Annotated in this window: 30 protein-coding genes and 1 tRNA gene; 19 read left to right on the forward strand and 12 right to left on the reverse strand. The window is 64.8% G+C overall.

What is annotated here, in order from left to right; all coding sequences use genetic code 11:
* Position 1: 1 nt before the first annotated feature.
* Genes CSW62_RS06725 through CSW62_RS06735 form a run of 3 tightly spaced genes read left to right on the forward strand, consistent with a single transcriptional unit; the run spans position 2 to position 3,846 of the window.
* On the forward strand, positions 2–811 hold the full coding sequence (locus CSW62_RS06725; RefSeq protein WP_099576387.1) for a hypothetical protein: 810 nt from the start codon (positions 2–4) through the stop codon (positions 809–811).
* Between the two features lie 2 nt (positions 812–813).
* Entirely contained in the window at positions 814–1,596 is a 783-nt protein-coding gene (locus CSW62_RS06730) for a hypothetical protein (protein WP_099576388.1), read from the forward strand.
* A gap of 3 nt (positions 1,597–1,599) precedes the next feature.
* Positions 1,600–3,846: a hypothetical protein gene (locus tag CSW62_RS06735; protein ID WP_099576389.1), complete on the forward strand. Its 2,247-nt coding sequence runs from the start codon at positions 1,600–1,602 to the stop codon at positions 3,844–3,846.
* On the opposite strand, the gene CSW62_RS06740 is transcribed toward CSW62_RS06735, so the two are convergent.
* A complete protein-coding gene (locus CSW62_RS06740) occupies positions 3,843–4,151 on the reverse strand; it encodes a hypothetical protein (RefSeq protein WP_099576390.1) in 309 nt (102 codons plus the stop codon). The genes CSW62_RS06735 and CSW62_RS06740 overlap by 4 nt on opposite strands.
* Before the next feature lie 397 nt (positions 4,152–4,548).
* Positions 4,549–4,902, reverse strand: coding sequence for a hypothetical protein (locus CSW62_RS06745; protein ID WP_099576391.1), 354 nt, complete (start codon positions 4,900–4,902; stop codon positions 4,549–4,551).
* Positions 4,903–5,009: 107 nt separating this feature from the next.
* Here CSW62_RS06745 and CSW62_RS06750 point away from each other — a divergent pair, with 107 nt between their 5' ends.
* The 7 genes from CSW62_RS06750 (at position 5,010) to CSW62_RS06780 (ending at position 10,082) form a co-directional block, all read left to right on the forward strand.
* Positions 5,010–6,959, forward strand: coding sequence for a hypothetical protein (locus CSW62_RS06750; RefSeq protein WP_099576392.1), 1,950 nt, complete (start codon positions 5,010–5,012; stop codon positions 6,957–6,959).
* Positions 6,959–7,390 (forward strand): hypothetical protein, encoded by a 432-nt coding sequence (locus CSW62_RS06755; protein WP_099576393.1) that lies wholly within the window; start codon positions 6,959–6,961, stop codon positions 7,388–7,390. The genes CSW62_RS06750 and CSW62_RS06755 overlap by 1 nt, the downstream gene beginning before the upstream one ends.
* A 13-nt stretch (positions 7,391–7,403) precedes the next feature.
* On the forward strand, positions 7,404–7,763 hold the full coding sequence (locus tag CSW62_RS06760) for a hypothetical protein (protein ID WP_099576394.1): 360 nt from the start codon (positions 7,404–7,406) through the stop codon (positions 7,761–7,763).
* Positions 7,764–7,961: 198 nt separating this feature from the next.
* A complete protein-coding gene (locus CSW62_RS06765) occupies positions 7,962–8,867 on the forward strand; it encodes a hypothetical protein (RefSeq protein ID WP_143324352.1) in 906 nt (301 codons plus the stop codon).
* A complete protein-coding gene (locus CSW62_RS06770) occupies positions 8,864–9,151 on the forward strand; it encodes a hypothetical protein (RefSeq protein WP_099576396.1) in 288 nt (95 codons plus the stop codon). Before CSW62_RS06765 ends, CSW62_RS06770 begins: the two co-directional genes overlap by 4 nt.
* Positions 9,152–9,228: 77 nt before the next feature.
* Entirely contained in the window at positions 9,229–9,576 is a 348-nt protein-coding gene (locus CSW62_RS06775; protein WP_099576397.1) for a DUF1353 domain-containing protein, read from the forward strand.
* 38 nt (positions 9,577–9,614) lie between these two features.
* Positions 9,615–10,082, forward strand: coding sequence for a hypothetical protein (locus CSW62_RS06780; RefSeq protein WP_099576398.1), 468 nt, complete (start codon positions 9,615–9,617; stop codon positions 10,080–10,082).
* A 33-nt stretch (positions 10,083–10,115) separates the two neighbouring features.
* On the opposite strand, the gene CSW62_RS26350 is transcribed toward CSW62_RS06780, so the two are convergent.
* Positions 10,116–10,475 carry an HNH endonuclease gene (locus tag CSW62_RS26350; protein WP_158235398.1) on the reverse strand — a complete coding sequence of 120 codons (360 nt, stop codon included), beginning with the start codon at positions 10,473–10,475 and terminating at the stop codon, positions 10,116–10,118.
* A gap of 308 nt (positions 10,476–10,783) precedes the next feature.
* Between CSW62_RS26350 and CSW62_RS06790 the strand changes: the two genes are divergently transcribed.
* Genes CSW62_RS06790 through CSW62_RS06800 form a run of 3 tightly spaced genes read left to right on the forward strand, consistent with a single transcriptional unit; the run spans position 10,784 to position 12,176 of the window.
* A complete protein-coding gene (locus CSW62_RS06790) occupies positions 10,784–11,128 on the forward strand; it encodes a hypothetical protein (protein WP_099576400.1) in 345 nt (114 codons plus the stop codon).
* On the forward strand, positions 11,125–11,589 hold the full coding sequence (locus CSW62_RS06795; RefSeq protein ID WP_099576401.1) for a lysozyme: 465 nt from the start codon (positions 11,125–11,127) through the stop codon (positions 11,587–11,589). The genes CSW62_RS06790 and CSW62_RS06795 overlap by 4 nt, the downstream gene beginning before the upstream one ends.
* A complete protein-coding gene (locus CSW62_RS06800) occupies positions 11,586–12,176 on the forward strand; it encodes a hypothetical protein (protein ID WP_099576402.1) in 591 nt (196 codons plus the stop codon). The genes CSW62_RS06795 and CSW62_RS06800 overlap by 4 nt, the downstream gene beginning before the upstream one ends.
* 58 nt (positions 12,177–12,234) lie before the next feature.
* Here CSW62_RS06800 and CSW62_RS06805 read toward each other — a convergent pair whose 3' ends face one another.
* From CSW62_RS06805 to CSW62_RS06830, 7 genes are all read right to left on the reverse strand, one after another.
* Entirely contained in the window at positions 12,235–12,549 is a 315-nt protein-coding gene (locus tag CSW62_RS06805) for a hypothetical protein (RefSeq protein ID WP_099576403.1), read from the reverse strand.
* A 61-nt stretch (positions 12,550–12,610) separates the two neighbouring features.
* Positions 12,611–12,781 (reverse strand): hypothetical protein, encoded by a 171-nt coding sequence (locus tag CSW62_RS26355; RefSeq protein WP_158235399.1) that lies wholly within the window; start codon positions 12,779–12,781, stop codon positions 12,611–12,613.
* A gap of 151 nt (positions 12,782–12,932) precedes the next feature.
* Positions 12,933–13,280 (reverse strand): hypothetical protein, encoded by a 348-nt coding sequence (locus CSW62_RS06810; RefSeq protein WP_099576404.1) that lies wholly within the window; start codon positions 13,278–13,280, stop codon positions 12,933–12,935.
* Between the two features lie 21 nt (positions 13,281–13,301).
* A complete protein-coding gene (locus CSW62_RS06815; RefSeq protein WP_099576405.1) occupies positions 13,302–13,598 on the reverse strand; it encodes a hypothetical protein in 297 nt (98 codons plus the stop codon).
* Positions 13,599–13,617: 19 nt separating this feature from the next.
* Positions 13,618–13,908 (reverse strand): hypothetical protein, encoded by a 291-nt coding sequence (locus CSW62_RS06820; RefSeq protein WP_099576406.1) that lies wholly within the window; start codon positions 13,906–13,908, stop codon positions 13,618–13,620.
* Positions 13,909–13,950: 42 nt separating this feature from the next.
* Positions 13,951–14,556, reverse strand: coding sequence for a hypothetical protein (locus CSW62_RS06825; protein WP_099576407.1), 606 nt, complete (start codon positions 14,554–14,556; stop codon positions 13,951–13,953).
* A 43-nt stretch (positions 14,557–14,599) separates the two neighbouring features.
* Positions 14,600–15,187, reverse strand: coding sequence for a hypothetical protein (locus CSW62_RS06830; protein ID WP_099576408.1), 588 nt, complete (start codon positions 15,185–15,187; stop codon positions 14,600–14,602).
* Positions 15,188–15,584: 397 nt separating this feature from the next.
* Between CSW62_RS06830 and CSW62_RS06840 the strand changes: the two genes are divergently transcribed.
* On the forward strand, positions 15,585–15,779 hold the full coding sequence (locus tag CSW62_RS06840; protein ID WP_099576410.1) for a hypothetical protein: 195 nt from the start codon (positions 15,585–15,587) through the stop codon (positions 15,777–15,779).
* Positions 15,780–16,347: 568 nt separating this feature from the next.
* Here the strand turns inward: CSW62_RS06840 and CSW62_RS06845 are convergent.
* Positions 16,348–16,842 carry a GIY-YIG nuclease family protein gene (locus CSW62_RS06845; RefSeq protein WP_099576411.1) on the reverse strand — a complete coding sequence of 165 codons (495 nt, stop codon included), beginning with the start codon at positions 16,840–16,842 and terminating at the stop codon, positions 16,348–16,350.
* A 122-nt stretch (positions 16,843–16,964) separates the two neighbouring features.
* Positions 16,965–17,039, reverse strand: a tRNA-Thr gene (locus tag CSW62_RS06850).
* A gap of 89 nt (positions 17,040–17,128) precedes the next feature.
* Between CSW62_RS06850 and CSW62_RS06855 the strand changes: the two genes are divergently transcribed.
* The 5 genes from CSW62_RS06855 to CSW62_RS06875 all read left to right on the forward strand — a co-directional run bounded on the left by CSW62_RS06855 (position 17,129) and on the right by CSW62_RS06875 (position 21,320).
* Complete coding sequence (locus CSW62_RS06855; RefSeq protein ID WP_099576412.1) at positions 17,129–17,581, forward strand: hypothetical protein; 453 nt, start codon at positions 17,129–17,131, stop codon at positions 17,579–17,581.
* Between the two features lie 99 nt (positions 17,582–17,680).
* Positions 17,681–18,970 (forward strand): UDP-N-acetylglucosamine 1-carboxyvinyltransferase, encoded by a 1,290-nt coding sequence (gene murA / locus CSW62_RS06860; protein ID WP_099576413.1) that lies wholly within the window; start codon positions 17,681–17,683, stop codon positions 18,968–18,970.
* A gap of 2 nt (positions 18,971–18,972) precedes the next feature.
* Complete coding sequence (locus CSW62_RS06865; protein WP_099576414.1) at positions 18,973–19,413, forward strand: DUF2948 family protein; 441 nt, start codon at positions 18,973–18,975, stop codon at positions 19,411–19,413.
* 203 nt (positions 19,414–19,616) lie between these two features.
* A complete protein-coding gene (locus CSW62_RS06870) occupies positions 19,617–19,811 on the forward strand; it encodes a hypothetical protein (RefSeq protein ID WP_099576415.1) in 195 nt (64 codons plus the stop codon).
* Positions 19,812–19,871: 60 nt separating this feature from the next.
* On the forward strand, positions 19,872–21,320 hold the full coding sequence (locus tag CSW62_RS06875) for an NCS1 family nucleobase:cation symporter-1 (protein WP_099576416.1): 1,449 nt from the start codon (positions 19,872–19,874) through the stop codon (positions 21,318–21,320).
* Positions 21,321–21,400 lie beyond the last annotated feature (80 nt).

Below are 21,400 nucleotides of genomic sequence, written 5' to 3' on the forward strand. Positions count from 1 at the left end.
CATGGCTGGACAGATCGACTTCGGGATGTTGACGACGCCGAATTTCCTCGGTGATGCCGTTCGCTATCAGAAGGCGGGCCAGGAGCGCCGCGACGAGGAGGCCCTGCGCCTCGCCCGCGCGAACGGCGACATGGCCACGCTGCGACGCCTTGCACCGGATGAGGCCTCGGTCCTGGAGCGCACCCAGCGCGACGCCACCGACCGCGCCGCCAAGGTCTCCGGCGCCCAGGCCTTCGCCAAGGGCGACTATCAGGCCGCCAAGTCCGCGTATGCCGACATCGGCGACGTCGCAGCGGTCGGCACAGTTGACGAAGCCCACGACGCGCAGACGAAGAAGATCGCGACCGAGGCGGCCTATCTCCAAGGTATCCTGAAGGACCAAGGGCCTGACGCAGCGATCGCCGCTTACGACCAGCGCGCGGCGACCTATGGCAGCAACCCGGAGCAGATTGCGCAAATCCGAACCGCCCTGGTCGCCGATCCCGCCAACACTCTTAGCCGCCTGGCCGGCGCGACCACCTACAAGTACCAGCGCGACCCCAACACCGGCGCCATCATTGGCATCAACGAGGCCACTGGCGAGGCGAAGGAAATCTATAAGGGCACGCCCCGCGCCGCGAGCGGCTACGCCTACGACGAAGACGGCAACATGACCTATGTCCGGGGCGGCCCCCGAGATCCCGAAGTGATCGCGCGAGAGGCCGGCATTCGTCGGGATGCTGTCGTGTCACGGCCTGCGAAGAAAAGCGCAGGCAGGGCCATTTCATCGATCCCCGCGCCGCCGCAAGGCTGGTCGAAGGCTGGAGGCTGATCATGGCGCAGCAAGGCTACGAAGTCCGCGGCCCGAACGGTGAGCGCGGATGGTGGGACGGAAAGAAAATCACCGTCCTGGGAAGCAACGGCGCGCCGCAGAAAGCCCTTCGCCAAGGCGATCAGACGGCTGAGACGGGCGATATCGAAGCCATGCAGAGCGCCAATGCGCTGAGCGAGCAGCTGGCCGGCTATCACGAGAAGATCGATGGCGGAAAGCTGAGGCTCAGCCCTGTCGCGAACGCGGTGAATACCGTGCGCAACGCCGTCGGAGCCAGCACTGACGAAAGCCGGAACTATGGGTCGTTCAAAGCCGGCCTTGAGAAGATGCGCAACGACAGCCTGCGCCTGAATAAGGGCGTCCAGACGGAAGGCGACGCTCAGCGCGCCTGGAACGAACTGATCGCCAACACCGGCGACCAAGAGTTCGTGAAGCAGCGCCTCGCTGAGATCCAGGCGATCGATGACCAGGCCGTTCGGCTTCGCGGACAGACCATCAACGCGCGCCGCTCGGCCCAAGGTGTCGACCCCCTCGACACGCGCCAGTTCACCCAAGGGTCCATCCGAAAGCCGTTTGACCTGAGTGGCGGTCAGCCTCGCTCGACGATCCCTTTCGGCGCCCACTACATCGACCCGCAAGGAAACCTCCGCCGTAACGACAATGGCGACGCGGGCAATCCGGTTGTGCGCCCGGCCAAGAACCTTGGAGAGCCGGTCAAGCGCACCGGTGGCCAGGCCAAGACGTCCTCCAACCGCCCTTCGCTCGACAGCATTTTCGGGAACTGATCAATGGCCGACAAAGTCGCGCCGTACGGCGTTTCAGGCATGATCGCGCAGGGCGTCGTTGCTGCCCCCAAGGCCGCGTCGTCGGACGTCGGCGCTAAGATCGCCAAGGCCAAACAGGCCGGATACAGTGACCAGGAGATTGCGGATTTCCTTGGACGAGACGCCGCTATCGGCCCCAAGGTCGCCGCTGCTCGTTCCGCCGGCTATGGTGCAGCCGAGATCGTCCTTCACCTTGCTGGCCAACCGTCCAGCGGCAAGGCAAAGGCCCTCGCTGAACAGCGTGAGAACTACCGCCGCATCCGCGACATTCCCGTGCTCGGTGGGTTCGCGGAGGGCCAGCTTGCGCAGGGCAGGGGAGCGCTGTTCGGCTGGGGTGACGAGATCCAGGGCGGTGTCGCCGCCGCTGCGACCATGGCTCGGAACGCGCTCGCCCCGATCACCGGCAAGCCAGCCGGCTACACCGCTAAGGATGCCTACGACGCCGCTCGTCAGGCCTCCCTAGAGCAGGAGAAGGACTTTGCCGCGCGGAAGCCGGTGACGAACGCCGTTCAGCAACTGGCGGGCGGGGCATGGGTACCCGGCGGCAAGTATGTGGAAGGTGCTAAAACTCTAGGTGGCGCGGCATTGCGGGCTGCTCAGGTGGGAGCTGCAGCCGGCGCGATAACTGGATCCGGATCGGCAGACGAGGGCAAGCGCGTTCCCGGAGCCGCGCAGGGCGCTCTTGTGGGTGGCGTAGTAGGTGGCGCTGCGCCGGTCCTCGCCAAGGGTGGGATGGCAGTCGCCAAGCGCGCATGGTCTGCGGCGCGCGAGGCTGGTGACCGCGTTGTGACCGGCCTTGGTCGCGACCTGCCTGAACCGACTGCCAAGCAAGTCGCCAAGGGCGCCGAGAAGGGCCAGGAGTACGTCGGTAACATCGTCAGCCGATCAAAGCGGGCGCTCTCGGGCAATGAGGTTGAATCGGTGGGCAAGCCGATCACCGCTGCCGAGGCCCTTGGTCGTACTGGCATATCGCAGCTCGCCGCGACGGCGCGACGTTCTGGCGCTACCGGCGACAATCTTGAAGCCCTTCTGACCGCGCGCAAGGAGGCGGCGGGTGAGCGCCTGCTGAACGATCTATCCGAGGTGACGGGCCTCTCTCCCGATGCGGCTTTGGGTGACATCGAACATATTGTGAAGGTGGGTCAACAAGAAGCCGCTCCGCTGTTCCGCGCCGCTTTTGATGCGGCGCCAGGCCCGCTCCAGACTGAAGGGCTAGCCCAGCTATCGCGCCGTCCGGTGATCAAAAAGGCGCTATCGACCGTGGCCGCCGATATGCTCAACACTGGACAAGATCCACAGGCGGCGGGTTTTGTGGTAAAGGGAATGACCGAGGGCGGTTTGCCGGATGTTGTGGAGGTCCGAGGCGCGACGGCGGAGACGTGGGACGCGGTGCGCAAGGCGATTGGTCGCCAGGTCGAGCGGCATCCCATTTCCAATAAGCCGCTGCCCGATGCTCAGTCCCAGGGGAACTATGGTATCGGCGTGGCAACGCGAGACCTCACCACTGAGCTGAAGCAGGCCATTCCTGGCTATTCGGAAGCCCTAGATAGGTCTTCGGACTATCTCAAAGCCGACACGGCCTTCAAGAATGCCAAGAAGCTCATGAACCCGTCTGTTCCTGTTCCCATGTTCCGCGAGCGCTACGCTAGCCTCTCGGATGCGGAAAAGCAGGCTCACTTGGCCGGCTTCGTGAACGATACGCTGGAGAAGGCCGCCAATGGTCGCCTGAACCTGAAGGCCCTGCGGACGCCGGCAACGATGCAGAAGTTGGCCACGATGGTTGGCCCCGCCAAGGCCCGCCTCCTCGCAAATCGGTTCGCCCAAGAGGCAGAGATAGCTAAGACCGGCTCGCGCATGATGCCTGGCGCCGGTTCCGCGACGATGGAGCTCTCGGCGGCAGATGCGGAGCAGAAGGCGGCGATGGGCAGCCTCAAGGGGGCCGCTCGCACTCTGGCCGAAGGGCGTCCAATTCGTGCGGCTATCCAAGCCATGACGTCGCCGTTGGTTGGCGCATATCGCGGCGCCCAAGTACCGATCGACCAAGCTACCCGCGATGAAGTCGGGCGTCTTCTGCAACTCTCGCCGAGCGAGCTGGACGCGGTTCTGAAGGCGGCTGCTGCTCGGCCGAGGTCGCCCGCTGTTGGTCGCTCTACGGCGACGACTGCGAATGCGCTAGCGCGAGGAGCGGCGGGCCTCGCAGCGCAGAACTAACCGTGGCGGGTGCCGAAAGCTGTAGTCTTTGCCCAGAACGCTAGCGCTAGGAGGGCTGACATCCACGCGGCGGTGAAAATCGCCCACACTAACTGTGCATACCAAGGCGACTCGAAAATCTCTTCATCAGCACCCGCAGCCCTGGCGAGTAACCACCAGTAGTGAAACAGTCGCGCCTTCAGGCTCGGATACGGCGGGATCGGCTTCCCAGGCTCAACCTGCCAGGCCTCAAGCTTGCCCGTCGAGCGATCGGGGCCGTGAAGAACCTCGAACTCGGCATCGACGATGCGAGGTGCATCATTCATCGCCTGCTCCGTCGCAAGGCCACTTCTCCGACATAGCTACAACGTAGGCCGCAACTCCAAGCTCCATCTGCCTAGGCGTAAGGGCACCGGCGTTCCGCTCGAAGTATGATATGTAAGCGTTTGCCATTGCCATGGCCGTGCTGGCCCTGAGTTCGGATGAAAGGGGCAAGCAAAACCGGAATTGATCTCCATTCTTCTTTACGGTATTGGCGTCGACGGCGACTATACTCATTGCTTCACAGGTTTCAGGGTAAATCGAATTGTTATTCTTGCCGTCATTGCGGACGAAAAGATAACAACTGACGTACATGTCGCTAGCACTGGGGGGCTTGCGCGCAAGCTCGGCATCTTGGGGGATGGTCGACAAGAGCAGAGCTGCGGTAAGTGCGGAAAGCATCTAGTTGCAGATCCGCCCGTAGCCCGAGCCTGTGCAGACCTGTCCGGTCCCGTAGTTCATGTAGGTCTTGGTCTGGGGGTTATAGCGCCACTGGTTGCCGTCAGCGTCGGTCCCGCGTTGTTGACCGTCGGGCTGGATCGTAGTCCGCCATTGAGTGCCGTTCTGATAGTTGTTGCCCCGAACGGTGGCTGTTCCATCGGGCGCCGTCGTCGTCGTGTAGTTGTTACCGCTGCGCCAGTCATAGGTGCTCGTCGTGGACGGCTGCTGGGGCTGATAGGGCTTGAAGGTCTGATACTGCGCCAGAGCGACCGAAGCGGTCATGGCGATCGAAATTCCAAGGATCAACGCACGCATAGGGTTCCCCTCCTGGGCGGTGCAAGCTGCGGACTATCCCACAACTCCTTCGACAGGCCTAGCCGTCACCACAGCCCGCCATGCGCGGGCCTTTCCGCGAGGTCCCTATGGCCGCTGGCCTTCTCATTTTCCCAGGCTCGACCCCGGCTTTGGGCCAGAACGGCGAGCGGATTGCCGCTAAGCTCTGGTACTTCGTGAACAACGCGCCGGGCACGCCGAAGACCGTCTATGCAGACGCCGGCCTGACGACGCCTCTGGCGCAGCCGATCGAGAGCGACGCGCTGGGAAACTTCCCGGAGATTTGGGCGAACACTGCCGACACCTATACCGGCCTGTTCGTTACGGCTGATGGGTTCAGCGACACCCTGGACGACATGAGCGCGTCTACGGCGGCGAACCAGGGCATCTACGACGCTACGGTTGGGATCTACGACGACACTGTCGTGATCAAGGGCGAGACCCAGGACATCTACGACGATGCGGTGGCGCTGTACGGTAGCCTGACGGCGATCAACACGGCTGTCACCGCTGCTCAGACGTCGGCGACCAATGCCGCCAACTCGGCCACGGCGTCGGCGAACTCGGCAACCAGCGCGGCCAATCAGGTCACGCTTGCGGCGGCGCAAGTTACCCTGGCTACGACCCAGGCCGGTAACGCGGCGACCTCAGCGACGAACTCTGCCAACAGCGCCACGGCGGCGGCGGGCTCGGCGACCGCTGCGGCGACCTCAGTGAATCAGGCCAAGGCCGCGACCGCCGCTGTCCTGATGACGTTCTCGACCACCACGACCGACGCCGATCCCGGCGCGGGCAACATGCGCCTGAACAACGCCACTCCGGCGTCGGTCACCTTCATCTACGTCGATGACCTCGACCAAGATGGCAACAGCCAAGGCGTGTTCTGGGACAGCCTCGACGACAGCACCAGCGCAATCAAGGGCCGCGTCACCCTTCGCGAAGGCGTGACGGGCAAGCTGGCGATCTACAACGTCAATGGCGCCGTCGTGAACGGAACCGGCTATCGCAAGATCCCCGTCGCCTATGTCTCCGGTACCGGCACGGCCTTCACCAACGCCGCCACAATCGGTTTCAACTTCTCTGCGACCGGAGACACCGCCAGCACGGCGAGCGTGGGGTACCTAGCCAAGACCGGCGCCTACACGGTCATCGCAGGCGACTGGGGAAAGGTGATTGAGGCTACGTCGGGCACCTGGGCTCTGACCTTGCCGACTGCTGCGTCCGTGGGCGCGGGCTTCAATTTCACATCGAAGAACTCTGGCGCCGGCCTGATCACCTACACCCGTAGCGGCTCGGACCTTCTCGACGGCCTGACCAGCTACGTCGGCTATCCTGGCGAGGAGCGACGGTGGGTCTCGGACGGCTCGACCTGGCACTCGTTCGTCGTCAACCCCTTCAGCTACACCTATACGGCCTCGGGAAGCTTCATCTGGCCGCCGGGCTACAAGGTGATCGGCGGCGAAGCCATCGGCACGGGCGGCGGCGGCGGCGGCGGCCAGAACAACGGCACGGGCGAGCATGGTGGCGGCGGCGCTTCTGGCATCTCGCAGCCGTTTAATATCGCCTCGACCCAATACACGGCTGGCGCCACGGCGACGGTGACAATCGGCGCGGGCGGAACGGGCGGCGCTGGATCACCGAGCGCCGTGACTGTCGGCAGCGATGGTGGAAGCACCTCTCTGGCCTCTCTGGTCGTCATTCCCGGCGGCAAGGGCGCATCGACCAGTACCAGTTCTGGCGCCACGAACGGCACGCAGAACGCGGTGATCAGCGCGAACGGAGCTGCGGCGCGGACAAGCGCGACGACGGCGGTCTCCGGAAGCCCCTCGACGCTTGGGCCTGGCGGTGGTGCATCCGGCGGCGGCACCCCGGCCTCTGGCGGAACCTCGGCGCGCTTCGGCGCGGGCGGCGCCAGCAATTCCAACGGCGCGGATCCTGGCGGCGGCGGCGGCGGCGGAACCGGTACCAGTACCCCCAACGCGATCAATACAGGCGGAACCGGCGGTCGCGGGGAAATTCGGCTTTGGGGCGTGGCCTGATGAGCGAGATCGAACCCACCTACGCCCGCATCGAAGCAGGGAAGGTCGTCAACCTGGAAGTCTGGGCGGAGCCGCCGACGATCTCCGGCGTCACCTTCGTGAAGTCGGCCGCCGCGCGCATCGGCGACCACTACAGCGCCGGGGCCTTCTCGCCCGAAGAGGTTGCTCCGACCGCGCCTGCTGAAGTCGCCATGCACCGGATCAAGAAGGCCGCTTTCCTGACCCCCTGGAGTGACGGAAACCTGAAGGACGCGATTGAGGCGGCTCTGGCTTCGCTCCCGGCCCCGAAGGACGAACTCGGCCTGATCGAGTGGAACACCGCGCCGAACCTCCAGCGCGACGGCCTCACCACCCAGGCCGTCATGACCATCCTCGGTATGACCGAGCAGCAGCGCGACGATCTCCTGATCTTCGCCTCAAGCCTCCCGTAGAAGGAACACATCCATGGGCGCAGAAGTCTCGGCGGGCAAGCCGTCGTTCATCGACATCATCATCCCGGCCGGCGCGTCGATCAGCGATGGCCACCGCATCAATGGTAAGATGGTCGGCCTCGCCATGCCGGCCGCCTGGACCACGGCGGCGATCACCTTCCAGGGCGGCCACGAAACGGCAAGCGCTCTCGACATCTATGACGATGGAGTCGAAAGGACCATCCCGAGCGCCCAAGCCGTGGTCAATCGCGCCCTCTCACTGGACCTGAATGACTGGTTGCCTTTCAGCGTCATCAGGATCCGCTCCGGCACATCGGCCGCGCCGGTGAACCAAGTCGCCGAAGCAAAAATCCGCGTTTTTCTGGCAGGCTGACGGATGTCCCTAACCATCGCAACCCGTCGGGCTCTCCTCTCCCCTGGAAAGGGTGGGGGGGCTTGGTGCAATGATCCGCGCTACCTCGCCGACGGCCAACGTCCCGCAGCGATCGCGAACTTCCGAGATTGGCGGTTCGCCATCACCACTGTAGCAGCAGGATCTATACCTTCAGCTACGGCCATGGATCTTGGCGTCATGCGCGAAGCGACCTTTGCCGAGTGGTTTTCTCTGACGGCCGGCGGATACAACTATATCGCCCAGGACGGGTCTGAGCAGACGGCGGCTCCGAATATCCCTCGCCAGGATTGGACCAACGGCGTCCGTCAGTTCAAGCTTAATGGTTCAACGACCAACCTGCTTCTGAACTCCGCGACGCTAGCAACACAGTCTGTCTCGACGTCCGGCAACATCATGACGCTGTCGTTCTACGGCACGGGGACCGTGACCTTGAGCGGGGCTGTCACAGCTGCCGTAACCGGGACTAGCGCGACCTCTAGAACCACTTACTCAATGGCCACGCCTGGTGGCAGCTCCATTACATTCACGCCTTCAGGAACAGTGACTAGGGCCCAATTCGAGGCTCAGGCCTTCGCGTCACCGTATGTCGGGACGGGCGGGGGTGTCGTAGCGCGACCAGCGGAAGTCGCGCAAATGGCGACTGTCCCGACAGCTCTACTTAACCGCACGACTGTGACAGCCGTGGCGAGGATGCGCCCGCAATTCACGGTCCCCGAATTTCCCTACCGCGCCCTCATTGGGACGGCCGGCACCTACCAGAGGATCGGCACGTCCGGCGCAAACAACTCCCTAGCCCAAGCGTATGACGGCAAGGCTGACTTGACCGCGACCCTAGGCTCGGGAGGAGCCTGGATGGCTGGCGTCGGTGTGGCTTGTGCCTGGGACGCCGCTGGCAAGTCGCTTTGCGGAAACGGAGGAACGGTCACCAGCGACACGGCGATCCCTCATGCCTGGGCAACTAGTTGGTATCTGGGAACTGGCACCGCCGCGAATACCGCCGACGGTTGGTACGATGAGGTAGTGATTTACCCCTTCAGGGCCTCCGACGCCGCCCTTGCTCAGATCGCGAGTAAATACCCATGACTCCGACTTATCTTCGCTTCGGCAGCCGAGCCGATGCACTGGAGGCTTTCCGGCAGCTCCTTGGTCTTGCGGTAGTGCCCGACGCCATCCCGCCGATCGTCCTGAGCGGCGCGGACCAAGTGCAGGTCGATGTGCTCTTCGGATCGGGTGTTGTGTACAAGGATGGCGCTCCGGTTCCCGGCTTTCACGTCAACCTTCTCACGACCGGCGGCATCGCGCTCCCGAGCGTGCTCGAGGCCGCTAGAATTACACCCAAAAGCCCAACTTGCGGCTGGGCATTCTAGATCCGTCCTCGCCACGCCCCCGCATCATCTGAGGCCGGCCTAGCCGCCTAACCACCATCCCAACATCGGAGGTCCGCATGGAGCCTGTCCGCCTCAAGAAGGTCGGCCGGACGGGCGGCCTCTTCGGTGAGGTCTTCACCCGGCCGCTTTACCGGACGCTAGACCCCTTCGAGGTTGACGGGGTCATGGTAGAGCCTGGGTATCTGACCGACCTGGTGAGCGCGCCGTGGTGGGTCCGGCCATTCATGCCTCTCCGCCACCTTCGAGAGCCAGCCCTGAAGCATGATTGGCGCCGCAGAAGCCGCGCCGATCTGTCGCTCGTAGCGATTGACGACCTCTTCGCCGCCGACATGCGCGCCGCCGGCGTCGCCCAGCCCTGGCGCTTCCTCTGCCGATGGGCCGTCGGGACGAACACTAACCGCTAAGAGCGGCCTCTTCAGATTTCAGTTTCAGGAGCCTGCCAATGGCGGATGGGGTGACGGTCGCCTGGGTGGCCGGTGGATGCACGCTCGCGGGCGGGGTTCTGGTCAAGATCCTCGACATGATCGCGACGGGACGAACCGCGAGCGCAAAGGCTCCGGCCGACATGACGCACGCCCTGGCTGATTTTCAAACGGCCCTGGGAACCCAGACCGACCTCTTCATCAAGGCCCTGCAGTCCGAGCGCCAGATGCTCCAAGGGGAGATCGCAGACCTTCGCCACCGGGTTAGCGAGCTTGAGGCCGAAAACCAGCAGTGCCGCGGCGATACCGCCCAGATGCGCCAGCACATCGAGAGCCTCGAAGAACACCTCCGCCGAAAGGGGATCGACATCCCAAAGGGCGCCCGTCCGCGCGGCCTAACCGTGCTCTCCGAGGGTCTGACAACCGTCTTCACACTGGACGATCCCGCGAAGACGCCGCGCCCGCGCCGCAGGAAGGCCGCCACATGACCCGAGACTACCGCACCCTCGATGCCATCGTCGTCATAGGCGTGAACTGCCGTGTCGAGGGCTGAACCCATGCTTAGCATCAGCAGCAGCGCGGGCGGCGATCGCCTCCTCAAGTGTATCGAAGCGGCCAAGAGCGATGCTCCGCCCTTCGGATTTGATCCGAACCTGCCACTTCTTTCGCGCCTTCTCGTAGTGGATGCCGTTCACGCCGCTCGTGTTGCGCGGGGAAATGATCTTGTTGCGATGGTTCTCGAACCCAGAGACGTCGCGGAGATTAACCCAGCGGTTGTCGTCGCGGGCGCCATTGATGTGATCAATGTCGTTTGCCGGCCACTCACCGGTCTGGATAAGCCAGATGATGCGGTGGGCGCGATAGTCGCGCCCGTTGATCACTCCCTTCCTGTAGCCCCAGCAGCTACTAGTAAAGGTCTCCCTGCCAGCATATTGCGTGTTCCAGCGCTTCCATTCTCGATCCGACGAGCACAGTTCGCGCGGCCGCAAAAGCCAGAACAATCGACCTGTCTCAGGCTCGTATCTAAGCAGCGACCTGACGTAGTCGGCAGTCAGGTCGGTTTTAGGCCAAGGTCTAGCCACTTCTGTACTTCCAAGATCGTTTCAGGTCAGGCAGATCGCGGTAGCAACAACGCGCAAGCCGTTCGCATTTGTAGCAAAAATGCTGGGCACTCTCAAACGAGACCGGCATGATTGGCCGCATCTGGAAGGCCATGCTCGCCGCCGGATCCATCCGCCAGTGGTCGATGATCCTCGGCGCCATCCCCATGACAGTCATCGTCGGGGTTGTCATCCGCGTGGTGTCGGACAAGTCGTGGGGTCAGCCGGTCCTACAGCTGAACATCCTGGCGAACCTCGGCTACGGGCCGCTGATCATCATCGCCATCATCTTCGTCGCACTGACCGGTACGTCGATCGCCGCGAGCGTCGGCAAGGGCGGCGCGAACATCTCCCTCCATTCCGACGACGAGCTAGAGGCCTTCACCGCGAAGGTCGAGGGCGACGTCGTCATCACTCCGGAGACCAAGCCATGAAACCCAGCCCGCGCTGCATCGCCTTCATCAAAGGCTACGAGAAGTGCCGCCTGACCTCCTACATGCCGACCGCGAAGGATCGTCCGACGATCGGTTGGGGCTCGACCGGTCCCGACATCAAGATGGGCATGACTTGGACCCAGGCGCAGGCCGACGCCCGCTTCGACCGTGACCTCGCCATGTTCGCCGCCGGCGTCGAGCACCTGCTGGCAGGCGCGCCGACGACCCAGGCGCAGTTCGATGCGATGGTCTCGTTCGCCTACAATGTCGGCCTGGACGATGACGCCGACGCGATCGCCGAGGGCTTCGGCGACTCCACCTTGCTGAAGAAGCACAAAGCGGGCGACTTCGCCGGCGCGGCCGAGCAGTTCAAGTTCTGGAACAAGCAGAAAGGGACCGTCTTGGCGGGCCTGACGCGCCGTCGCGGCGAGGAGGCGGCGATGTACCGGAGCGCGTCATGATCGCAGCCGCCGGCATCGCCCTGAAGGAATGGGGCCTTGCCCTGTGGTCCTTCGCCAAGTCGCCGCTCGGCCGCCGGGTCGCCGTCGCCCTGGCCGTTGCCCTGGCGCTCTGGGGCATTCACCACGCTGGCTACTCGGCTGGCGTGAAGCACGAGCAAGCCCAATACGCCAAGGCCCTCGCCAAGGCCGAAAAGAAGGCCGCTGAGACCAAGAAGAAGTCCGACGCGATCACCGCGAAGGTCTCGACCGATCTGGCCACAGCGAACGCCCGCATCGCCACCCTCTCAACCCAGCTGAAATCGGAGATCCCCCGATATGTCACGCCTCAGGCTGATCGCCGCTGTATCGTCAGCACTGGCTATGTCGAGCTGCGCAACGCAGCGGGTGTCGGTCGTCCCGCCGTTCCCGAAGGCGCCGGTCGATCTCTCGACGCCGATTCCGGTCTGGTCCTCTCTGACCTTGCCGAAAACGACATCACGAACGCCACCGCCTTCAACTCCGCCGTTGCGGAAATAAAGGCCTGGCGCGACTGGTACACGCGTCAGGCCGATCTCTGGAAACAGAACTACGGGGCTTCCACGCCCTGACGGCTCGCCTCACGGCTTGAGCCTACATCAAGGCCCGGTTCGCTTCGGCGGCCGGGCCTTAAACTGTTCTGAGGAGCAGCGCAGCACGCCCCTCGTTCGTAACTACGTATTTCGTTGAGCGATGGTCGATCGACACCAACTTCAGCCAGCCCCGGCTATAGGCCTCCATAACTGCACCGGCATACGTTCCGGGTATGCAGTTCATGTACGAGCTGGTGGTCGCGCCGCCCTCTCGCAAGACATCAAGCACGTTCTCCGCATGAAGACGCGCGATCTCTTTGCGCCACGTCTCTGCACTTGGCTCCTCGCGCAAGGGTGCCAGCGGGTCGGACTTGCCGGTAAACAAAGCGCCGAGCGCGGCGAGCCACTTCATCCCCTCTCTCCTACTCCTGCCCTTCAGGGCTTCACGGCTGGCGCGCCGGGCCTTTCGCGTTCTAGCGCCAATGCGTCGGCGTGTAGTAGACGTACATGTCGCCAGCCCACCAGAGATTGCCGCGACGCTTGAGGCGCTGAACATTGCGCTCGCCATCGGCGTCGTCAATCTTGGTATCGACCTCGCGGCCCTCGGGCGGAAGGTGATCAGTCGTTCTAGTCCAGGGTCTCATGGTCTCTCGCTCTCCTTCAGGGGCTCACCCGCCAAGATCCGCCGTACCTCCGCCGTTGCCTCTGCATCTGTAGGCTCTCGACCCAGGCGCGCGGCGAGGCGATTCCAGATCGTGTCCGGGTTGTCGTTGCGCCATGTGGTGGTGATGTGGATCACGCGTTGCCCTTCACCGCCGACCAGATCTTGTCCTCGGCATGGTCCTGCGCCCAGAGCTTGGCGCCCAGCTTCTGGAGCGCGGCGACGGCGTGGCCCCGGCGCTCCCACGTCAGGCTCTCCACGACCTGACTGAGCATCCACCCAACCTCGCGAGCGCACTCCGCAAGGTCTCCGTCCGTTTCGACCGGAGCCGCAAAGGCCGCGCCGCGCATGAAGCACGCGCCAACGCGGTAGGAGAGGGCGGCATTCTCCATGCCGATCAGGCCTAGGGCCGTCTCGACCTCATCGGGCGTCGCAACGCCGTAGTCGACCACGGACCAGTTCTCGCGCACGTCTTCAGCCATTATCGTTATCTCCCTGTTGGGCTAGGCGAAACGATCGGCGGCTTCGCGGAATTCGGCGCGCAGGGCGCGAAGCTCTTCGAAGTCGTCACCGACCATGACCCCTTGAATTTCATCCACGGCAAGCTCAACAAGGCGATCGACCTTGTCTAAGATCGCTAGGAGGTCGGTCGCGCCTGACGCCTTCAGGACGCCTTCAACGATCGCGACGGAGGCAGTCTCATCGGGCTTTATGCGGGCGCGGACGTCGGTTCCACCAATAGTGAACGAGTCGTCCCACCAAATTTCCTTGGCGGCTTCAGCAACTTCAAAACGGGCCATCTTCGGTCTCCCTGTTGAGCTAGGTGGTCGCCTGCGGATACAGCGGGCGCACGATCAGGGCGTTGGTTTCCGCCCGCGATTTGGCGCCGCCCCAGAAGTATTCGCCGCTGTCAGCGCAGTAGGCGTCCGGGTTGTTTCCGACAGTCCAGCGCACTTCGGGGCCAGAAATGTTCGTCGGCCCGACCGTTTCCATGGCGCCGTACTCGGACTTGAAGCCGACGTTGCCGTTGAAGAGGAAAAGCCCAGGCTCGCATTCGGCCAGGGTAACGGGCTCGCCGATGTCGTAGCTTAGGGTCAGGGTCTCGCTCATCTGTTCCTCGTCTAGTACGGCTAGAGGTGGGGGTGGTGGAGGTTAGGCGGCGGCTCGTGCGATGGCGTCGGCCAGCGCCGCACCCTCCGCGTTGGACAAATTCGATGCGGCCTGCAAACGGCCGAGTAACCCTTGCAGCACTTCCGCTTGCTCGCGCCGCTCCTGGGCGGCGATCTCGGCTTGTCGCTGAGCACGAGCGGAGGCGTCGGCTTTTGCTGAGGCCTCGCGCGCCCACCGAGCCTTCTTCTCCGCCTCTTCCTTGTCCTCCCGGGCCTGCCAAGCGATGACAGCGTCGGCCTGCTGAGACTTGGTCATGACCTTGCCGGACGCGGCCCACTCAGGGATGCTCTCGGCAATGGCGGTGAAGCTCTCGACGGTGAGCGGCGAGAGTGATCGGACCTGCGTCGGCGACGGCCACGACCGGTTGACGTTCATGCGCGTCCAGCCGATCCCGTTCGTCATGAGGTAGTGCCCGGCACGAACCCCGCGCTCGTATTCAATCCAGGCCACCTCGGCCCCATTCAAGAACACTCGATAGATGGGGTACTTGCTCCCACGCCAACCGCCGCGCTCGTAGACAAACGGCGCGAAAACAACCACGTCGTCACCAACCTTGATCTCTCGGCGACGCTTGGTTGGGACGCTCATCTGGTCGTTCTCCATATCGGCAGATGCCGCGATAGGGGTGGGGTTAGGGGCGCCAAGCTTCGCAGACTTGGCTAGGAAGGGTGACGCCGGCCGATCCATTCGACAGGTCGCCGTCGAGGCGGTCGCCCGACCAGCACTCGCCACCCTTCCAATCGGCGCAGGTGCCGCAGCGCTCGGGGACGATCTTGCAAAGCGTCTTGTCGATGGTGACGGGGCCAAGGGCGCCAGCGAGGCGCAGGCTCTTGGTGTTGACCTTCTCGACGCGCCGGACGCCATAGATGCAGTCGACGTACATGCCAGGCTCGATGATGCTGTCCAGGGCGGCGCGATAGGCCGTCTTGCGTGCCTCGGCGTCGCCAGCGTTGGTCGAGGCCATGCGACGCAGCTCGGCGGCCTTCTCGCGGTGAGCCTTGGCCTTCGCCTGCAGTTCCCAGGCGCGGACCTCGCGGTCGTTCAGGCGGGCGCGAGCCTTAGCAACGCCCCGGCTGCTCCGAGCGGGCTGCGTCTGGAAGGCCGGGTCGCGGGCATAGGCGGGCTGGCTGGCGAAGATGGCGCTTGCGGCGGCGTCAGCCTTGGCGGCCCAAGCTTCCAGGCGCTCAGCTTTCGCGGCCCATGCCTCTTTCGCACCCATTGTCATCTCCCAGCGGCCCGATGCCGCCCTTATGTGTCTCACTATAATTCCGTGAGAAACCTACGCAAGCACTTTCTCGCTTTCACTCACGATATTTTCGTGAGAAACAGGCTCATGGTGTATGAGAAGTCCGATAGCCGCTGGCGCGCATGGTTGACCGAGGAGGAGGCCGCTCGCGTGGCCGAGATCGACGCGGCTGAGGAGGCGTTGAAGCCGCTACGGATCGAGCGCCAGATGATCGCCAACCGCGCGGTCCAGCGCGCGCGGTATCACGAGAAGAAGGGCGCGAAATGATCGCCAGCGTCCTGCTGCCAGGGGAAAAGCGCCTCGCCTTCATCCGCGAGGCCATCGACCGAGAGATCAAGCGCCGCGAGCGCTCCAAGCCCAAGGCTGGCCAATGAGCGAGTGGATCGCCTACGACGGCAGTGGCCCGCCGGTCGGCCCCCAGGTCAAGGTGAAGGCCGAATACAACTGCGGCGTCGTCACCAAGTGGCTGGCCGCCAAGTTCATCCCGTGGAACTGGCGCACCGACGCGCCGGGCTACAACGTGCGGCGCTACCTGATCCATCAGCGCCAGAAGCCCAAGCCCTAACGCCAGGGATTCCCTTCCCCTATGGCTGTGGTAGATTAGCGGGGCTGTAGAGCGTATGAGGGTCCGACCACGGAACCACGCGCATCGGGGACGCCCGGCCCGCAGCATCAGTAAGCGTACAGCCCCCAGGAAACTCATCGCGCGGCGTGCCAAGCGATCAAGGGGCGACAAAGTGGTCTGACCCGGCTTGAAATGCCGACGTAGGACTGCACCGGGCGGCCGATGGGATTCACTCGTCGGCCACTCCCTTCCACCGCCAAATCGCCTCGCTCACCATATGCGCTGAGACCGAGATAAACCCGGCCGGCGCTCCGCAGCGAGAGCACTTGAACGCCCCGGCCTCGGCTAGATCCTGAAGCGTCCGCTCGCGCCACGGTCCAGGCCGTGAGCAATCCAGATCACGCCCATGACACCGACCTACGCACCAGATGGTCACGCTATGGCCTAGGCGGGCGCACGCGGCGGGGGTGAGGGCGTCAGGCCCGGACAAACGGCAGCACGTTGGCGTTCGGCGGCATGGTGGCGAATTGCTCCCACGCCTCCATGAGGGCGCGGCGCTTGACCAGGGCTATGCTGCCGAGGCCAGCATGGAGGCCTGGGCTCCCTTGCACCAAGCCATCAAATCCGGTTGTCGGATCAATCGTGGCGCGCCACGTCCACGACGACCCGTTCGCGTGACGAATGGTAGGCTTCCATCCTTCAGGGCGGCCCAAAAACGAGGCGATGGCACGCTGTACTCCGCCACGACCAGAAGGGCTTCGGTGGTGGTGTAGATGAGGTGGCTGAGATCGGGTTCGGGCTGAAGGACAATCGTCTGGTGAATTACCTTCTCAGCCTTCGTCTTTCCCGATCGGTTTTGCGCCGGCTGCATGGCCTCAATGAGAGACTGCTCAACCCAGCCCATGTCATGCTCTGGGCACGGCATCACTGTCGCGTAGTCAAAGACGCGACCCTTCGTACGGTGCTCGTCGATGCGGGCGTAGACGCTTCGGCTTTTCCCTACGTAGACGAGCTTGTGGTCTTTGAAGAGGCAATAGACGCCAGAAACGACGGGGTGAAGCATCCCACAAATCTCCCAGAACGAACGCGTTCGAGCGTGAACGAAACGCGAAAGAATGACAATTCGGAGATTGGAGCTTTTGGATGGACGGGGCTCCAAATCCCTTACGGAATAAGGAGCCCCGATGGTGCCACGACAGGGACTCGAACCCTGGACCTCAGCCTTACCAAGGATGCGCTCTACCACTGAGCTACCGCGGCGAAGAGGAGGGGCGTATAGCGAGGTGAATCGCGAACGCCAAGCCCAAAATCGTCTTGACCGCCGATCTTTGTCGCCGCACCCCCGACGCATGGCGATCAGCGACGACAAATCCACCCGCGAGGCCAAGCTGGCCGAAGCCCTCCGGACCAACCTCCGCAAGCGCAAAGCCGCCGCCCGTGGGCGTTCTGACGATTTCGATCCCGCGATCGCGACGGCCGAGGCCGCGCCGCGGCCCTATAACGTCGTTCGAAAACTGCTGGGGATAACTCATCGCGACGGCGAGAGGGTCGCGCTTGCGATCGAGATGTCCGCGCCGTTTCCGAATCCTGACGGGCAGGGCTGGGCGGTCGCCGTGCGGCTGACGGGCGACGGCGGCCAGTTCGACACCGAGGTGGGAAAGGCCGCTCTGGGGCGCGACGGACTGGCGGCGACCCGCAAGGCGATCGAGCTGGCCCAGGTGGCTCTTGACCTCGCCAGCACGACCCACGACCTGCGCTGGCCGGACGATGAGCGTCCCTACGATCTTTCGGCTTCAATTTAGAGGCGCGGCCCTTGCAAGCCCCCTTGCAACGGATAGAACCCGCCCCTCACATGTTGAACCGCGCGGCGACCCCCACCCCCGCGCGTTCGAGGGACTTGAATGGATCGCATCGCCATCACCGGCGGCGCGCGGCTGAACGGATCGATCCCGGTCAGCGGCGCCAAGAACTCTGCCATCAAGCTGATGGCGGCCAGCCTGCTCACGGATGAGCCGCTGCGCCTGACGAACATGCCGCGCCTGGCGGATACGCGCTTCCTGGGCAAGCTGCTGTCGCGCCTGGGCGTCGAGGTCACCGAGAGCGATGGTCCCGACGGCCAGCAGACCCTGCTGCACGCCGCCGAGATCACCAGCGGCTTCGCGCCCTACGATCTGGTCCGCCAGATGCGCGCCTCGTTCAACGTGCTGGGGCCGCTGGTCGCCCGTTCGGGCCAGGCCAAGGTCTCGCTGCCCGGCGGCTGCACCATCGGCGCGCGTCCGGTCGACCTGCACCTGCAGGCCCTCGAGGCTCTGGGCGCCAAGATCGATCTGCACGAAGGCTATGTCTACGCCCAGGCCCCGCGCGGCCTGAAGGGCGCGGAGATCGTCTTCCCGATGGTCTCGGTCGGCGCCACCGAGCACGCCATGCTGGCGGCCGTCCTGGCCGACGGCGTCAGCGTGATCCAGAACGCCGCATGCGAGCCGGAACTGGTCGACCTGCAAGAGTGCCTGAACGCCATGGGCGCGAAGGTCGAAGGCGCGGGCACTTCCACCATCACGATCACCGGCGTTGCTCGCCTGAACGGCGCGACCCATGCGGTGATCCCTGATCGTATCGAGATGGGCACCTACGCCGTCGCCGCCGCCATGGCCGGTGGTGAAGTCCGCCTGACCAACGCGCGTCCCGGCCTGATCGACAACCTGCTGCTCAAGCTGGAAGAGGCCGGCGCCGGCGTCGAGCACACCAACGACGGCTGCATCATCCGCCGCAACGGCGCGCGCCTGAACGCCGTCGACATCGAGACCGCGCCGTTCCCCGGCTTCGCCACCGACCTGCAGGCGCAGTTCATGGCCCTGATGACCACCGCCAACGGCGAGAGCCGCATCCGCGAGACCATCTTCGAGAACCGCTTCATGCACGCCCCCGAGCTGATGCGCCTGGGCGCGGACATCTCGGTCTCCGGCGGCGAGGCCCGGGTGCGCGGCGTCGAGCAGTTGGAGGGCGCCGAGGTCATGGCCACTGACCTGCGGGCCTCGGTCAGCCTGGTGATCGCCGGCCTGGTGGCGCGCGGCGAGACCACGGTCAGCCGCATCTATCACCTTGATCGTGGCTTCGAGCGCTTGGAAGAGAAGCTGGGCGCCTGCGGGGCCCAGGTCCGTCGCATCAAGGGCGACGGCGAGCCGGAGCTCTGAAGATGGCCGAAACCGCCAAGCCGCTCCGCCTGTTGGCCCACGACGCCGACGACCTCGGCGTGCTGTCGGCCGCCTTGCAGGACGCCGTGGCCAAGATCGGCGACATCCGCTGGGACGCTCAAGGCCGTACCCTGACGATCGCCTGCAACCGCTTCCGCTGGGAGGCGGCTAAAGGCAAGCAAGGCGAGCGCGTGCGTTCGGCCCTGCAGTTCGGGGACGTCACCGGCGTGCAGGGGCGCAACCTGCGTCGCGACGCCAAGGGCGCTGTGGTCGAGTTGCTGTCCATCGGCTTCACGCCGGCCGAGGAAGCCCCGGCCGGCGTCGTCACCCTGACCTTCGCCGGTGGCGGCGACCTGCGGGTCTCGGTGGACTGTCTGGACGTGGCCCTGGCCGACGTTTCCGATCCCTGGACCACGCCGCGGACACCCGGGCACGCCGACTGAAGCGCTACCGATCAAAGCGACAGAATTAGGCGTCTGCTCAATTCCTGAGCGGCGCCTTTTTTCTGATCTGATGGCGGGCAGGCAGTCAGCCCGGGAATCGTCCCACGCGGTAGTGATCGGCCGGCCAATTCTCCTGAGGCGCGAGCGGGAGTAGGTTACTCCCATGCGTCCGACAGAGGCGCGCTCGTCAGGGAGGCCCGAAGATGGCCCGGAAGTCGTCCTATGCGGCTGGGGAAGCCCAGCCGGTTTTCTTCCGCTCATGTGACATCACCAAGCCCGAGCCGCCGGTGCTGCGTCACGGCGGGCCGTGCTTCGACTGGGGCCGAGCGACCCTGGTGGCGCTGTGTGTTGTGTTCTTCGCGGGGCTGGCGACCCTGGCCTACGCGGCGATGGGCTGAGCCGCCGAACGCTGTTCCGCTGATTGCCTCGGGCTGACAAGCGCGCCTAAGCTTTGGCGCATGAGCACGCCCGACCGCGACCTGTGGAACGAGGACCTGGCCCCGACCAGCCAGGCCCAGCGCACCTGGCGATGGTGGCACTTTGCGGGCCTGTGGCTGGGCATGGTCATCTGCGTGCCCGCCTACATGCTGGCCTCGGGCCTGATCGAGCAGGGGATGTCGGCGGGGCAGGCGGTGCTGACCGTGCTGCTGGGTAACCTGGTCGTGCTGGTCCCGATGCTGCTGATCGGCCACGCTGGCGCGCGCTGGGGCGTGCCCTATGCGGTGCTGGCGCGGGCCTCGTTCGGCTGGAAGGGCGCGCGGGTCCCGGCCGTTGCAAGAGCGATTGTCGCCTGCGGCTGGTACGGCATCCAGACCTGGATCGGCGGCGGGGCGCTGCTGACCCTGCTGGGCGTCATCGTCGGGCGGAAGCTGGAGGGCGCGCCGCTGCCCGTGCTGGGAATCGGCCTGGGCCAGCTGCTGGCCTTCTTCGCCTTCTGGGCCATCCAGCTGTTGTTCGTCACCAAGGGCCTGACGGCAGTGCGCAAGCTGGAGACCTGGACCGCGCCGATCAAGGTTGCGATCTGCGGCCTGATGGTCTGGTGGGCGGTCAGCAAGGCCGGCGGCCTGGGACCAATCTTTCACCAGCCTTCGGCCTTCGTCGAAGGCGGCCCCAAGGCCGGCCAGTTCTGGAGCGTTTTCGCGCCGGCCCTGACGGCCATGGTCGGCTTCTGGGCGACCTTGGCGCTGAACATCCCCGACTTCACCCGGTTCGCCCGCACGCAAGGCGACCAGATCCTCGGCCAAGCCGTGGGCCTGCCCGCGCCGATGGGCCTGTTGGCCCTGGTCAGCGTGGTGACCACCTCGGCCACGGTCCTGGTCTTCGGCAAGGCGGTCTGGGACCCGGTGCAGCTGGCCGGCGACGTCGGCGGGATCGCGGTGGTCGTGGGCCTGCTGATCATCAGCCTCGACACCGTCTGCTGCAACATCGCCGCCAATCTCGTCGGGCCGGCCTATGACTTCTCGGCCCTATGGCCCAGCAAGATCAGCTATCGCACGGGCGGCTGGATCACGGCCGGCATCGGCGTCGTCATCATGCCCTGGAAGCTGCTGGAGACGACCCAGGGCTACATCTTCACCTGGCTGGTCGGCTACGGTGCGTTGCTGGGGCCGATCGCCGGCATCCTGATCGTCGACTACTGGATCGTTCGGAAGGCGGCCCTGGCCATCGACGATCTCTATGTCCGCGATGGGGCCTATGCCTACAGAGGCGGCTGGAACCCGGCGGCGATCATCGCCCTGGTCCTGGGCGTGCTGCCGAACCTGCCGGGCTTCCTGGCGGCCGCCGCGCCGCACCTGTTCAGCGACGTTGGCGCGTTCTGGACCGGGCTCTACACCTACGCCTGGTTCGTGGGCCTGGGGATCGCGGCGATCGTCTATGGGCTGATGATGCGCGGCAGGACGGTTTAGGCTCCGTCGTCGCCCTCCTCATCGCGAGGGGCTACGGGGCTGAAAGCCCTTGCCTACCGGCGCAAAAGCCGCATTTAGAC

It is taken from the genome of Caulobacter sp. FWC2 (assembly GCF_002742625.1).
GTDB lineage: Bacteria > Pseudomonadota > Alphaproteobacteria > Caulobacterales > Caulobacteraceae > Caulobacter.